The following is a 13,356-nucleotide window of genomic DNA, read 5'->3' as shown; positions in this document are numbered from 1 at the left end:
CTCGCAACGCCTCTGCCTCTGGATCGATGCGTGTTCTCGCCCTCAGTCCGGGTCCTTTAATCCAACAGCTTCAGAGGCTTCCAGCCCTAGCAGCCGCAGCCAACCAGCTGCAAGGCAAACTGCAGCTGGCCTGCGATCCCACCCATCAAGCTTTGTGGAGTCTGTTGCCAGCGATAGAAAAGGTAATCCCAATCGCCTTTGACTCCAGCCCATCCCTCGCCGACTGGACCAATCTGCTCGGATCTGTAAGAGAAGGCGATTTTCAAGTTTGCTTCAACTTCGCCCAAGGGCAACAAGTGAATTTGATGCTCTCAATGAGCCACATCCCCATCAGGATTGCGGAACAAGGCTTTGCACGCACAGCCCTCGTTGAGCCCAGCAAAGGTTGGCCTGCCCAACAATTGGACTGCTACCTCCAAGCGATTGGCCTCACTCTTGACGCCGACAGCTTCCGGCTGTTCCTGCCAGACGACAGCCTTCAGAAGGTTCGTGATCAACACCCCACTGGAGAGGGCCCCCTCCTACTGCTGGCTCCAAATGGCAACGATGAAGACTGGCCAACACAGCAATGGTTAGCCCTTCCAAATGCAATCAAAGGCAAATTACCCAATCTCAGAAGCATCACGCTGCCTTTAAAAGCACCCCTAATCCATCGCGCTGCCGAAGTGGCCTGCGCTGATGTCGTACTCAGCAGCTGTCCAATCACCCAACTGCTTGCCGTTTATACAGGCGTTCCTTTGGTTGCCCTAGGCACTCCAGCCAACGCCTTACCGAAACGAGATGAAATCCGTTGCCTGGGTGCCAGTCATGCAGACATCAACTCAATCAACCAGCAGAAGGTTCTCAACGCACTGGGCTTCCAATGAAAAGTTGGTGGTACCCATTCAGACGAGGTCCGCTTGCAAGCCTGCCGTTGCGAGTGCTCGCCAAACCCTGGCTAGGGCCAATCCTGGCCCTGGCCGTGGTGATCTTGGTAGGAGCCTTGGGCTATCGCCTCACCGAAGGATGGGACTGGGGAGATTGTCTCTGGATGGTGCTCATCACCATCAGCACCATCGGTTATGGAGAGGTGGAGCCGCTCTCGCAAGCTGGGCGACTGGTCACTGTGCTGATCATTGCCGGAGGGGTGGTCGTGGTTCAGCTCACGATTCAACGGGCACTACGGCTGACAGAATCCGGCTACTTCCGCCAGCTGCGGGAGCTGAGGTTTCGCAGGGTCTTGCGGCGTATGCGTGATCACGTCATCGTCTGCGGTTACGGCCGCATCGGCCAAGAAATCGCCTCAAAACTGCAACTCGAGCAGGTCCCAGTGCTTGTCGTGGAAATAGATCCAGCCAACAAACAAGCAGCAGAAGAACAAGGCCTAAACGTTTTACAAGCTGATGCCACCTTGGATGAAACGTTGCTTGAAGCTGGCTTAGACCATTGCCGCAGCCTGGTAGCTGCTTTACCCAGCAATGCAGCAAACCTCTATGTGGTCTTAAGTGCCAAAAGCATGCGACCCCACTGTCGACTGATCTCACGGGCCGATAGTGAAGAAGCTGCCGTCAAGCTGAAACTGGCAGGTGCCAGCGTGGTGGTGAGCCCCTATGTCGCCGCAGGCCGCACCATGGCTGCCACAGCTCTGCGCCCCCTAGCTGTGGACTTCATGGATCTGTTGGCTGGATCGGATTATGAAATCGAAGAATTCCAACTCAGCCAAGACCCACTCAAGTTCAACAAACTGAGCCAGCGCAGCCTGGCAAAACTTCAACTGGGCCGACGCAGTGGCGCAATGGTGCTGGCCATCCGAGACGGCTCATCCTTGATGGCCAACCCCAGTAGCGAAGTCGAACTGGCCCCAGGTCAATTACTTGTCGTCCTAGGCAGCAAAGCTCAACTCATCCGCTTACGTGAATTACTCGGCGAAGCATTGGACACCATCGAAAGAATGGCTAGTTGAGAAGAACTGCAATGGGTCCGTACGATCCTGCGAGAACGAATCACGCCATGACCTCTAATCTTCCCCTAACTGGCCAAACTGCCCTGATCACAGGAGCCAGTCGCGGGATCGGGCGTGCTGTAGCCCTTGCCCTCGCAGAGGCAGGCGCAGAAGTGGTCGTGAACTACTCAAGCTCAGCTGATGCAGCAGAAGAAGTGGTTAAAGCGATCACCAGCAACGGTGGCTCTGCCTATGCCATCAAAGCCAACGTGGCAGAAGAAGACGCCGTAGACCAACTGATCAAAACCGTGCTTGAGCGCAGCAGCAGCCTGGATATTTTGATCAACAATGCAGGCATAACTCTCGATGGCCTGTTGATGCGAATGAAAACAGAAGACTGGCAAGCCGTGGTCAATCTCAACCTCACAGGAGTTTTTCTATGCACGCGGGCTGTTGCTCGCACGATGCTTAAGCAAAAAAGCGGCAGAATTATCAATATCACCTCCGTGGTGGGCCTGATGGGCAATGCAGGCCAAGCCAATTACGCAGCAGCCAAAGCTGGAGTGGTGGGCCTCACGAAAAGTACAGCCAAAGAATTTGCCAGCCGAGGAATCACTGTCAATGCAGTAGCCCCAGGTTTCATCACAACAGACATGACAAAAGAGTTGGATTCAGAACCGATTCTTGCCGCTATCCCCTTGGGATCCTTTGGCACCCCAGAGCAAGTCGCTGGAGCTGTGCGCTTCTTGGCAGCCGACCCTGCAGCGGCTTACATCACTGGACAAGTGCTGCAAGTTGATGGCGGCATGCTGATGGGCTGAACAGCTACTGCTGGTTCAGACGTTCAGGATTCCAGCGGTTGTCCCAGTTCATCTCGCAAGCGCCGGATGCGCTGAAGAAGTCTTAAACGTCTGCTCCTTGCAGTGGCTGTCAGGAAGAGACGCAAGGGCACATACACCAAAGCCATGATTCCGGCCAGGCCGGCCATGATCACGAAAAACAGCGCCCCAGTGTCATTCATAGCTGGACCATACCCAGCCAATCCCCTGCAAGCACACCCATAACCGCAAGGATTCGGCTTTCCCCACTTATGCCCCCTCGCCCGCAGTGAACGTCCTATGGGACATTGACGGACGGGTACCAGCAGACCATGGCCAAACTCCTCAGTTTTTCGGATGACTCCCGCAGTGCGCTTGAGCGCGGTGTCAATTCCCTAGCCGATGCCGTGCGAGTCACCATCGGCCCCCGTGGCCGCAACGTGGTGCTTGAGAAAAAATTTGGCGCCCCAGACATCGTTAATGACGGCGTCACCATCGCCAAAGAGATCGAACTTGACGATCCATTTGAAAACCTTGGTGCCAAGCTGATTCGACAGGTCGCATCCAAGACAAAAGACAAGGCAGGGGATGGCACCACAACCGCCACCGTGCTTGCCCAAGCGATGGTGCATGAAGGCTTACGCAATGTGGCCGCTGGCGCGAGTCCAATCGAACTGCGTCGTGGCATGGAAAAGGCCGTGGCCCAATTGGTAGAAGAGCTTGCCCAGCTCAGTCAAGCTGTTGGAGATAATGCCATCCATCAGGTCGCCACTGTTAGCTCAGGGGGAGACCAGGAAGTGGGCCGGATGGTGTCTGAAGCCATGGACAAAGTAAGCGCCGATGGTGTGATCACCGTTGAGGAATCCAAATCTCTCGCCACTGAACTAGAAGTCACTGAAGGCATGGCCTTCGACCGCGGTTACAGCTCCCCTTACTTTGTTACCGATGCAGACCGTCAGATCTGCGAATTTGAGAATGCCCTGCTGTTGCTCACAGACCGCAAGATCAGTTCAGTTTCCGATCTTGTGCCCATCTTGGAAAGCCTGCAGAAAAGTGGCTCCCCTCTCGTCATCATTGCTGAGGAGGTAGAGGGTGAAGCCCTTGCCACCCTGGTCGTCAACAAAAACCGAGGTGTCTTGCAGGTAGCAGCTGTTCGTGCACCATCCTTCGGAGATCGCCGCAAAGCTGCCCTGGCCGACATCGCAGTTCTAACTGGGGGAACTGTCATTAGTGAAGACCGCGCCATGACCCTTGAGAAAGTCAGCCAAGACGATCTAGGGAAGGTCCGACGAATCACAATCAGCAAAGACAACACAACCATTGTCGCCAAGGATGAGAACCGCGATGCCGTCAACGCCCGCGTGGCCTCTATCAAAAGAGAATTAGATGAAACTGACTCCGAATACGACCGCGAGAAACTCAATGAACGCATTGCCAAGCTGGCCGGTGGTGTAGCCGTCATCAAGGTTGGGGCCCCTACCGAAACGGAACTCAAAAACCGCAAGCTGCGAATTGAGGATGCGCTCAACGCCACCCGTGCTGCAGTTGAAGAGGGGATTGTGGCAGGTGGTGGCACCACTCTCCTGCGATTAAGCAAAGGGCTGAGCAAACTGGCCGAACAGCTCCACGGCGATCAACGCACCGGCGTAGAAATTGTGCAGCGAGCACTCTCCGCACCTGCACGCCAGATTGCCATCAATGCTGGCGAGAATGGTGATGTAGTGATCTCTGAGATGCAACGCCTTAACAAGGGCTTTAACGCCATCTCCAGCACCTACGAAGACCTTTTGGAAGCAGGCATTCTCGATGCCACCAAGGTGGTGCGCCTGGCACTTCAGGACGCAGTCTCAATCGCTTCGATGATGGTGACCACAGAGCTCGTGATTGCAGACAAACCCGAGCCCCCTGCTCCCGCCGGCGATGGCGGTGGAGACCCGATGGGTGGAATGGGTGGAATGGGTGGAATGGGTGGAATGGGTGGAATGGGTGGAATGGGTGGAATGGGTGGAATGGGTGGAATGGGTGGAATGGGTGGAATGGGAATGCCAGGCATGATGTAATCCGGCCCCAAAGCTTTCCCTAGGGCTAGAAAAAGAACGCCGCCACAACGCATGGACAAGTCTCATGCGTTGTGCATCTGCATCTGCCTGGACAAGTCACGACCCAAATCAAGTCCCATAGTTCGGTTGATACCAAAAAGCTTTGGAAGTTAAGTCGCCAATGTTCGGCAATAGTTTTCCACCTGCAGGTCGACACCGGTAATCGCTGTACCGACTACCACCATGTCTGCACCTGAAGAAAGTGCTTCTAGTGCTATCTGAGGAGAATCAAGCCCCCCTTCGCAGATGAGCTTGACATCTGAATCAAGCTGCTGCCGCAACGGCCCCAACAAACACAAACCTGGAGGCCGCTTAACAGCAGTTACTTCGGTATAGCCATAAAGAGTGGTGCCCACAAAGCTGCAACCAAGCTCTGCTGCACGTAAACCATTCTCGATCGTATCGACATCTGCCATCAGAGGGGCTCCCAAATCTTCCCGAACCCGACTCACAAGCTGCTCAAGAGTGATCCCCCCTGGCCGATGACGCTGCGTAGCATCGAGAGCCACGACATCTGCTCCCGCCGACCAGACAGCCTGAACCTCCTCCCATCCTGGCGTGATGTAGACAGCACTATCAGGGAAGGAACGCTTCCAAAGCCCAATAATCAAGGCATCCGGACAACGGCGTCGAACGGCACCAATGTGTTCCGGACTTTCCAAACGCACCCCAACCGCGCCATTGCAAAGACTGGCTTCAGCCATGGCCGCAATCACCTGAGGGTGACGCATCGGTGAACCCTCGGGCGCCTGAACAGAGACAATCAACCCCCCTCTGAGAGTTTCAAAAGCAGGCAAAGACATGCTCAGGAGGCCTTCGACAGCTCTGCCTTCGTGATTGGCGAGCAATGATGCGGCAAATGGTTTAGAGCAAAAGCAGGGGAAGGTAGGACTGACAAAGAGTTCAGGACCGTCGGGACTTGCTCCGAAAGAGGCTCCTGCCCTTGAACGAAAACCTCTAAACAGTCCTGAAAATCAAAGAACCCTTGCATCTGCAAAAGGCTCAGCAATGTCGTGACGCAATAGCCATACACCTGCTGGACGTCAAGCATGGCAAGCAGTGGAGTGGTGCACTAAATCAGGCGAGTTTACGGTTCAACAAAGGACGAATCATCAGGAACAAGCCAACGGTGACCACCATCAACACGGTCAAACATCCATAACCACTCACAGTCCCGTAAGGAGCATCAAGCAGAACGGCACCAAGATCAAGCGGACCGGCATAGGCAGCTCGTATGGGCTCAATCGCAAAAGTAAGAGGATTTAGGGCCGCAAGCCAGCCAAGCCAATCAGGCATAAAAGAAAGCGGCGCCAGAGCCGTGCTCGCAAACAACAAAGGCAAATTGGCCACAAAGATCACCGCAATCAATTCAATGTGACCTGGCAGAGCAAAAGCCAGGCCAAGGCTCAAGGCAGTGAACGCAAAAACCAGCAACAACAAGGTGAACAACACCAAGACCAGTCCAGAAACACCTGGCCAGCCGTAACCCAGCAAGGCAGCCGTTGCCATGATCGCCAGACTCTGCAGAAGACTTAGAGATGTGATGTAGATCACAGAAGCAAGCACGATCGAGCTGCGACTTCGCAGCGGAGCCACCAGAAGACGGTTTAAAAAACCAAATTCACGATCAAACATCACTGGCAATCCAGCATTGAGTGCACCACTGAACGCGGTGAACACAATCACACCAGCCCCTAAGAACCTCCCGTAGCTCATGCCTCCTGGCAACAAACCATCCGGAGCATTAGAGAACAAAGCACCAAACAACACCAACCAGATCAAGGGCTGAAGGATGCCAGCAATCAAGGTCGAAGGGCGTCGCAACAGCTGCAAAAAAAGTCTGCGAGTGAGGGCCAAAGTTTCCTGCACAAGATCAACCAATGGCCCCTGCTCTGCAACACGGGTAGTAACAGCGGCAACAGGGCTAGTCATGGAGTGACTGTCAACAGAAGGAATGAGAAAAGGGTGGATTAAGGCAGATCCAACTCAATAAAACGAACGAAAGGGATCAACGCATCGCTTTTTTGCGCTCCAGCTTTGAGTCTCGTTGACCAGCTACAGCTAATTCTGCGTCCATCAGGGTTCGGCCAGTGGCCTGCAAATAAACATCATCCAAGCTCGGGCGACTGTGAGCGAGGGCAAAGACAGGCAACTGAGCCCCATCCAGTTGTTCACGCAAACGAGGCACAACCTCTTCATTCTCCACAACAAGGTTGAGGGAAAAACCCTGTACCCGATTGACCACCACCTGGCGCACACCATCCACACCTTGGAGAAGCTGCCTGACCTGCTCGGCCTCACGATCATCGCTGAATTCCTTCACACGCAGAGTCACCCGATCACCTCCAAGTTGCTGCTTGAGCTGGTCAGGAGTTCCCTCTGCGATCACTCGCCCGTCATCAATGATCGCCATCCGATCAGCAAGGGCCTCAACCTCCTCAAGGTAATGACTACTAAGGAGCACGGTGGTGCCTTGGGCCCTCAACTCACGCAACAATTGCCAAATCGCTGAACGACTCTCGATGTCCAAACCAACGGTGGGCTCATCCAACACCAGCAACTTTGGTTGATGCAACAAACCTGAGGCCAGATCTATCCGGCGACGCATGCCGCCCGAATAGGTGCCGCAGCGTCGATCAATCCAATCCTGCATGCCAAGGCAATCAATCAATTCAGCAATGCGTCCATCCCTATCGCTAGAGCGCAAGTGATACAAATCCCCCTGCAACTGCAACAACTCCCGACCTGTGAGGATCTTGTCGATAGCAACCTCCTGTGCCACATAGCCCAATTCGAGCCGCACAGCACGAGGGTCACTTAAAGCATTGAGGCCAGCCACGCTGACCGTGCCTGAATCAGGAGCCAGAAGGGTGCAAAGAATCCTGAGAGTGGTTGTTTTGCCTGCACCATTTGGACCAAGCAAACCATAAAGACATCCCCGAGGCACCTTGAGGCTGAGACCTTTTAGGGCTTGAACCGTTCCATAGGACTTCTCAAGCTGCTTCAGTTCAATCATCGGCATCAAGAGGGAACGTAGTACAAGTCGTAAAAATCTAGGCAGCTCTATAGAGCTACCAGACCCTCCTGGGGGTCTCTAGTGACTTCTGTTTAGATGAACTGCCCGCCGCTCGCCATCTGCTGAAGCAAAGACCAGCCCTGAAGATCAAAATTAGCCGCCATGGGCAAACGACTAACCACCAGAAGAAGGCAGATACCAAACATATAGAAGATCGACCAACGGAAAAGCCCCTTGGCTCGATCAACATTCTCCGGAGCAGCACCTAGCTGATGAACCATTTGCAGCAGACGAGCATTGAAAGGGATCAACAAAAGTCCGTAAAGCAAGCCACCCTCCGGCAAGGCCCAGACACCAAAACCGCTGAGTAGAACCGTGGCCCAGCCATAACGAGAGATGGCTCTGACGGTGACCACAGGGCCCTTAACAACAGGAAGCATGGGTATCCCAACAGCCCTGTAGTCGTCTCGCAACAACAAGGCCAGTGCCCAAAAATGCGCTGGGGTCCAAAGCATGACCAGGGCGAACAACCACCATCCACTAAGGCCCACATGCCCGCTGGCCGCAGCCGCACCCACGAGAGGGGGGATCGCTCCAGCAACCCCTCCGATGACAATGTTTTGGGGCGTGCGGGGCTTCAAGATTGCCGTGTAAAGCAGCACGTAACTGCACAGACCGAGCAAAGACAGGCCCGCCGCAAGACAGTTCACACCACTCACCAACAGAGCCGCTGCCGCCAAGGTGCAAGAGATGGCACCGATGAACGCCGCAGTTGGAGACAAGCGTCCTGAAGGCAAAGCCCTACCACTTGTGCGTTGCATGCGCCCATCAAGATCCTGTTCCCAAATGCAGTTGAGAACACCAGCAGCAGCAGCAGCCAGAGCCCCTCCTCCTAGGGTGCAGGCCAGCCTGAGAGAAGGTAAGGGCCAACCTTCGGATAGCGCCATCCCACCAAGGGTTGTTGCCAAAAGCAGTGGAATTAAACGTGGCTTGGCAATCTCCAACCAAGCTGGCAGCTTGATCCGCTTGCGAGAAGGCACGATCTGCTCCCGGGTCACCCCCCCATGGAGCATCTCTGGCGTTGAACTAACCATGACAATGGTCTATCGAGGATGAATCACCAACGGCAGACACCGCCAAAGGTGATCCTTCCGGATTACGGAAGGTAAGGGCGGCAAGCAAGGCCACAAGCAGAGTTGCAACCAGCTGATGGCAAACCGTCACTGCAGGCTGGGATAGTCCAAGCTGCAAGGTAAGAAATCCCAGGCCTACCTGGGTCACAACAAGTCCTAAAGCAGATATCAAAAAAGGCCACTGGCGTCGAGGCCAGCCACCGACCAAGAGAGCAGTGCCAACAAAGATCACTACGCATGCTGCAACGGGTGTGGCAGAAATACGGTGCCAATCCAGCCATTGACAGGCCTGTCCGCCATTCAGGCAACGCTGGGCCGCCCAGGCCGTGGCCATACGACCACCAAGAAGACACTGACCTGTCACTGCCAACAAGGAGGCTCCACCCATCAGGCGCCACCACAAAGGCGGTGACTCAACAGAAGAAGACAACAAGCCCTGAGCTAGAGCACTCACCGCCGCCACAAGTGTGAGAGCAAATGCCAGATGCGCCGTCACCACACCAGAAGGCAAAAGCTGCAAGACAGTCAGGGCTCCAAGAGCTCCCTGGACTAAAACTAAAACCACCAAGCCGCCGCAGACCCAGGGAAGCCAAGCGGGCAACTGAGAACGCCAAAAAATAGCAGCCCCTAATTGCGCTAACAGGGCAAGGCCCACCACAAAGGCATCAAGGCGATGAAACCACTCAAGAAAAACCTGGACATTCATCTGACGCCCAGGCAGAAGAGAGCCATAACAGAGAGGCCAATCCGGACAAGCCAACCCTGCCTCCATCACACGCGTTGCGCCTCCGATCACAACCAACGCAATCAGGGCAACAACAAGATGAACAGCCAACTGCGCAAGACGCCAGCGAACCCGAGGCAGAGACGACATCATGCTACTATGCTACAATGAAATGCTGTAAGTCGATGGAGAGCTTTAGTCCCAAAGATCAAGCTTGTTAGCTCTGAGAATGCAGTGATTGAATCATTAGATTCACCTTGTCTAGACGACTGCAACATCACCACTGGTCGCCAAATCACCCATCCCTGACAGAAGCGCTCAGGCAAAAAAAACTAACCTCATCAGACACCTTGCAAAATAAGGATTTCTTGCAAAATTTGCGACGACTTAATAATCACTGCATGTTGCTTTGGAGCGATCTCCATAGCCTTAAAAGATCCAAATAGATTCTGTGCGGACTCCCTTTGCCATCCTGACGCTGGCGTTGGTCATTGCCCTTGTACTTGGAGGTCTATGGATTGGCCAGAACGTCAATCTGCTCCCTGTTGATGCAAGTGCGAATGCACCCGTATACGACGAACTCTTCCGAGTCCTTTTCAGCATCGGAGCAATCCTTTTTCTTGGCATTGTCGGGTTGGTTGTATTCAGCCTGATTAAGTTCCGCAGACGTCCTGGTCAATTGGAGGACGGCCTCGCCATTGAAGGCAATCTCCCTCTTGAAATCTTTTGGACAGCTGTACCTGCTGTGGTCGTGCTGTTTGTTGGGCTTTACAGCTTCGACATCTACGACCGCATGGGCGGAATGGTTCCATTAGCCCATGACGCCCATGACCATCAGATGATGGACATGAAGGAACAAATCTGGGGAGGGATCGGTTCTGTCGCCGATGCCTCCAGTGCTGACAACAGCCTTGCCGCATTAGCGGTTGAAGTCACCGCAATGCAGTATGCCTTCCTGTTCCACTATCCCCAAGGCGACATCATTTCAGGCGAGTTGCACGTGCCTCTAGGCCAACCTGTGACACTGCGCATGGAATCCAAGGATGTCATCCATGCCTTCTGGGTTCCCGAATTCCGCATCAAGCAAGACATCATTCCTGGTCAGCCCACTCTCTTGAACTTCACAGCAACCAAGCCAGGCCGGTATCCAATCATCTGCGCCGAACTCTGCGGTCCTTACCACGGGAACATGCATACGAAAGTGATTGTCGAAGCGCCCGGTGACTACGACACCTGGTTCAACAACAACTCCAAAACAACGGTTTCAGAAGCATGACGGTTGCTATCTCTCCTCCTAGCAAAAAGCAATCAGATGGTCTTCAACCAACTGGCTGGTTGCGTTACTTCAGCTTCAGCCTTGACCACAAGGTCATCGGTCTGCAGTACTTGGTTTGCGGATTCATCTTCTACCTAATCGGTGGAGTGCTTGGTGGCGCCATCCGCATCGAACTAGCCAGCCCCATCGCCGACTTCATGGCCAGGGATGTCTACAACCAGGTGCTAACTCTGCACGGCACAGTGATGATCTTCCTGTGGATCGTGCCGGTCGTGAACGGTGCCTTCGGCAACTATCTCATTCCGTTTTATGTGGGAGCCCGTGATATGGCCTTCCCTCGACTCAATGCCGTGGCGTTCTGGATGATCCCTCCAGCTGGCCTGCTGCTGATCAGTAGCTACTTCATTACCGGTGCTGCTCAATCCGGCTGGACGGCCTATCCACCGCTAAGTATCACCACCCCCGCCGCAGGACAGATCTTATGGATTCTCAGTGTTCTCTTGCTTGGCGGTAGCTCAATCTTTGGTGGCATCAACTTCATCGCCACCATCCTCAAGCTGCGGCAGCCCAGGCTCAAGCTGATGCAACTACCCATGTACTGCTGGGCGATGCTCGGCACAAGCATCCTGGTGGTGCTCTCCACGCCAGTACTGGCTGGAACACTGGTTCTTTTAAGTTTCGACATCGTTGCCCATACAGGATTCTTCAACCCCAGCCTGGGCGGAAACGCAGTCGTCTACCAACATCTTTTCTGGTTTTATTCCCACCCAGCTGTATACATCATGGTGCTGCCAGCCTTCGGATTGGTCAGCGAAATCCTTCCTGTTCACTGCCGCAAACCACTTTTTGGCTACACCTCAATGGTGTATTCAATCATGACCATCGTGATCCTTGGCCTCGTGGTTTGGGCACATCACATGTTCACCAGTGGAACACCTCCTTGGATGCGCCTCTTTTTCACCATTGCCACATCCTTCATTGCCGTACCAACAGGAATTAAGTTCTTCAACTGGCTAGCAACACTCTGGGGAGGGCGCATCTCTCTAAACAGTGCTGTGCTTTTCTCCTGTGGCTTCATTGTCAACTTTGTGCTTGGCGGCATTACTGGCGTAGCGCTTGCACAAGTTCCATTCGATATTCACGTGCATGATACCTACTTTGTTGTTGCCCATTTTCACTACATCGTCTATGGAGGTTCGGTGTTTGTGATCTTTGCCTCTATTTATCACTGGTATCCAAAATTCACTGGGCGCATGCTCAATGAGTCTCTGGGGCGGTTTCATTTTTTAATCACTTTCATCGGCTTCAATCTCTGCTTTGCCCCACAGCATTGGCTAGGCCTCAACGGCATGCCCCGCCGTGTGGCGGAATACGACCCGCAATTCACCGTAATCAATCAAATCAGCAGTGTTGGGGCCTTGCTGATGGCCATCAGCACGCTGCCCTTTCTCTGGAACGTCGTGCAGAGTGCATTGAGCGGCCCCATTGCCGGAGACAACCCCTGGAGGGCGCTTACTCCTGAATGGCTCACCAGCTCCCCACCACCAGTGGAAAACTGGAGCGGCAAAGCCCCTCTGGTAACAGAGCCCTATGGCTATGGCGTACCTGAGGAGCAGCTCAACCTAGAAAAAACCAACAACATTGATAGTGATCTAGGGAGCAAAAGCCAATGACATCCCTTCCAACGATCGACCATGACTATGAGGAGCAGGCTGATCTAGCAGATGAACATGCTGAGCTTGGCGAGGAACATGCTGATCACCGCATGTTCGGCCTAGCCACCTTCCTAGTGGCTGATGGCATGACCTTCGCGGGCTTTTTTGTCGCCTATCTCACATTTCGGGCTGTCAATCCCCTGCTGCCTGATGCGGTTTATGAATTAGAGCTGCCCCTCCCCACCTTGAATACGGTGTTACTCCTCGTGAGCAGCGCCACTTTCCATCGAGCTGGACAAGCTCTGAAGCGCAACCAATCAGGCCAGTGTCAACGTTGGCTGTTGATCACTGCTGGCCTTGGGCTGGCCTTTCTAGCCAGCCAAATGGTCGAGTACTTCACACTGCCATTTGGCCTCACAGACAACCTTTACGCCAGCACCTTCTATACCGTTACAGGCTTTCACGGGCTACACGTCACCCTAGGGACGATCATGATATTGATCGTGTGGTGGCAAGCGCGTTCACCAGGCGGTCGTGTCACCAGTGAAAACCATTTTCCCCTCGAAGCCGCTGAGCTCTATTGGCACTTCGTAGACGGCATCTGGGTGATCTTATTCATCATCTTCTACCTTCTCTAAAGCCAAGGCCCTACATCTCAATCAAGAGAAGTTCGAGCAATAACTTGCCACGGTCGGAAGAATTCGTCAGAATCAA

The 13,356-nt window shown here is 53.9% G+C and carries 13 protein-coding genes; 7 read left to right on the top strand and 6 right to left on the bottom strand.

All coding sequences use genetic code 11. The annotated features are described in order from the left end of the window. The first annotated feature begins 26 nt into the window (after positions 1-26). From SIB74_RS01875 to fabG, 3 genes are read left to right on the top strand one after another with little or no spacing between them, the layout of a single operon-like run. On the top strand, positions 27-866 hold the full coding sequence (locus SIB74_RS01875) for a glycosyltransferase family 9 protein (protein WP_063396207.1): 840 nt from the start codon (positions 27-29) through the stop codon (positions 864-866). Further along, positions 863-1,942 carry a potassium channel family protein gene (locus SIB74_RS01870; RefSeq protein ID WP_063396208.1) on the top strand — a complete coding sequence of 360 codons (1,080 nt, stop codon included), beginning with the start codon at positions 863-865 and terminating at the stop codon, positions 1,940-1,942. The genes SIB74_RS01875 and SIB74_RS01870 overlap by 4 nt, the downstream gene beginning before the upstream one ends. A 47-nt stretch (positions 1,943-1,989) precedes the next feature. Further along, positions 1,990-2,742, top strand: a complete 753-nt coding sequence (fabG, locus tag SIB74_RS01865; RefSeq protein ID WP_063396209.1) for a 3-oxoacyl-[acyl-carrier-protein] reductase — start codon at positions 1,990-1,992, stop codon at positions 2,740-2,742. A gap of 23 nt (positions 2,743-2,765) precedes the next feature. Here fabG and SIB74_RS01860 read toward each other — a convergent pair whose 3' ends face one another. Next, positions 2,766-2,942: a hypothetical protein gene (locus SIB74_RS01860; protein ID WP_011825322.1), complete on the bottom strand. Its 177-nt coding sequence runs from the start codon at positions 2,940-2,942 to the stop codon at positions 2,766-2,768. Between the two features lie 129 nt (positions 2,943-3,071). On the opposite strand from SIB74_RS01860, the gene groL reads away from it, so the two are divergent. Beyond that, positions 3,072-4,799: a chaperonin GroEL gene (gene groL / locus SIB74_RS01855; RefSeq protein WP_063396210.1), complete on the top strand. Its 1,728-nt coding sequence runs from the start codon at positions 3,072-3,074 to the stop codon at positions 4,797-4,799. 149 nt (positions 4,800-4,948) lie between these two features. On the opposite strand, the gene SIB74_RS01850 is transcribed toward groL, so the two are convergent. The 5 genes from SIB74_RS01850 to SIB74_RS01830 form a co-directional block, all read right to left on the bottom strand. After that, positions 4,949-5,641 carry an N-acetylmannosamine-6-phosphate 2-epimerase gene (locus tag SIB74_RS01850; protein ID WP_063396413.1) on the bottom strand — a complete coding sequence of 231 codons (693 nt, stop codon included), beginning with the start codon at positions 5,639-5,641 and terminating at the stop codon, positions 4,949-4,951. Between the two features lie 274 nt (positions 5,642-5,915). Further along, positions 5,916-6,770 carry an ABC transporter permease gene (locus SIB74_RS01845; RefSeq protein WP_063396212.1) on the bottom strand — a complete coding sequence of 285 codons (855 nt, stop codon included), beginning with the start codon at positions 6,768-6,770 and terminating at the stop codon, positions 5,916-5,918. A gap of 76 nt (positions 6,771-6,846) precedes the next feature. Then, entirely contained in the window at positions 6,847-7,860 is a 1,014-nt protein-coding gene (locus tag SIB74_RS01840) for an ABC transporter ATP-binding protein (protein WP_063396213.1), read from the bottom strand. Positions 7,861-7,946: 86 nt separating this feature from the next. Further along, complete coding sequence (locus tag SIB74_RS01835) at positions 7,947-8,948, bottom strand: heme o synthase (RefSeq protein WP_063396214.1); 1,002 nt, start codon at positions 8,946-8,948, stop codon at positions 7,947-7,949. Next, positions 8,941-9,864 carry a COX15/CtaA family protein gene (locus SIB74_RS01830; protein ID WP_063396215.1) on the bottom strand — a complete coding sequence of 308 codons (924 nt, stop codon included), beginning with the start codon at positions 9,862-9,864 and terminating at the stop codon, positions 8,941-8,943. Before SIB74_RS01830 ends, SIB74_RS01835 begins: the two co-directional genes overlap by 8 nt. A gap of 298 nt (positions 9,865-10,162) precedes the next feature. Here SIB74_RS01830 and SIB74_RS01825 point away from each other — a divergent pair, with 298 nt between their 5' ends. The 3 genes from SIB74_RS01825 to SIB74_RS01815 are packed head-to-tail and all read left to right on the top strand — an operon-like array spanning position 10,163 to position 13,280. After that, complete coding sequence (locus SIB74_RS01825) at positions 10,163-10,987, top strand: cytochrome c oxidase subunit II (RefSeq protein WP_063396216.1); 825 nt, start codon at positions 10,163-10,165, stop codon at positions 10,985-10,987. Further along, on the top strand, positions 10,984-12,660 hold the full coding sequence (gene ctaD / locus SIB74_RS01820) for a cytochrome c oxidase subunit I (protein WP_063396217.1): 1,677 nt from the start codon (positions 10,984-10,986) through the stop codon (positions 12,658-12,660). The genes SIB74_RS01825 and ctaD overlap by 4 nt, the downstream gene beginning before the upstream one ends. Further along, positions 12,657-13,280 (top strand): heme-copper oxidase subunit III, encoded by a 624-nt coding sequence (locus tag SIB74_RS01815; RefSeq protein WP_063396218.1) that lies wholly within the window; start codon positions 12,657-12,659, stop codon positions 13,278-13,280. The genes ctaD and SIB74_RS01815 overlap by 4 nt, the downstream gene beginning before the upstream one ends. Positions 13,281-13,356 lie beyond the last annotated feature (76 nt).

The sequence above is a fragment of the Prochlorococcus sp. MIT 1306 genome (assembly GCF_047304515.1).
GTDB classification, from domain to species: domain Bacteria; phylum Cyanobacteriota; class Cyanobacteriia; order PCC-6307; family Cyanobiaceae; genus Prochlorococcus; species Prochlorococcus marinus_D.
Note: the sequence above shows the minus strand (reverse complement) of the source record. Positions and strands in the feature narration are given on the sequence as shown.

Coding starts and splice junctions, on each gene's coding strand:
- ctaD (WP_063396217.1), top strand. CDS start 10,984: ATGACGGTTGCTATCTCTCCTCCTAGCAAAAAGCAATCAGATGGTCTT.
- SIB74_RS01840 (WP_063396213.1), bottom strand. CDS start 7,860: ATGCCGATGATTGAACTGAAGCAGCTTGAGAAGTCCTATGGAACGGTT.
- SIB74_RS01875 (WP_063396207.1), top strand. CDS start 27: ATGCGTGTTCTCGCCCTCAGTCCGGGTCCTTTAATCCAACAGCTTCAG.
- SIB74_RS01835 (WP_063396214.1), bottom strand. CDS start 8,948: ATGGTTAGTTCAACGCCAGAGATGCTCCATGGGGGGGTGACCCGGGAG.
- fabG (WP_063396209.1), top strand. CDS start 1,990: ATGACCTCTAATCTTCCCCTAACTGGCCAAACTGCCCTGATCACAGGA.
- SIB74_RS01845 (WP_063396212.1), bottom strand. CDS start 6,770: ATGACTAGCCCTGTTGCCGCTGTTACTACCCGTGTTGCAGAGCAGGGG.
- SIB74_RS01860 (WP_011825322.1), bottom strand. CDS start 2,942: ATGAATGACACTGGGGCGCTGTTTTTCGTGATCATGGCCGGCCTGGCC.
- SIB74_RS01850 (WP_063396413.1), bottom strand. CDS start 5,641: ATGTCTTTGCCTGCTTTTGAAACTCTCAGAGGGGGGTTGATTGTCTCT.
- groL (WP_063396210.1), top strand. CDS start 3,072: ATGGCCAAACTCCTCAGTTTTTCGGATGACTCCCGCAGTGCGCTTGAG.
- SIB74_RS01815 (WP_063396218.1), top strand. CDS start 12,657: ATGACATCCCTTCCAACGATCGACCATGACTATGAGGAGCAGGCTGAT.
- SIB74_RS01870 (WP_063396208.1), top strand. CDS start 863: ATGAAAAGTTGGTGGTACCCATTCAGACGAGGTCCGCTTGCAAGCCTG.
- SIB74_RS01830 (WP_063396215.1), bottom strand. CDS start 9,864: ATGATGTCGTCTCTGCCTCGGGTTCGCTGGCGTCTTGCGCAGTTGGCT.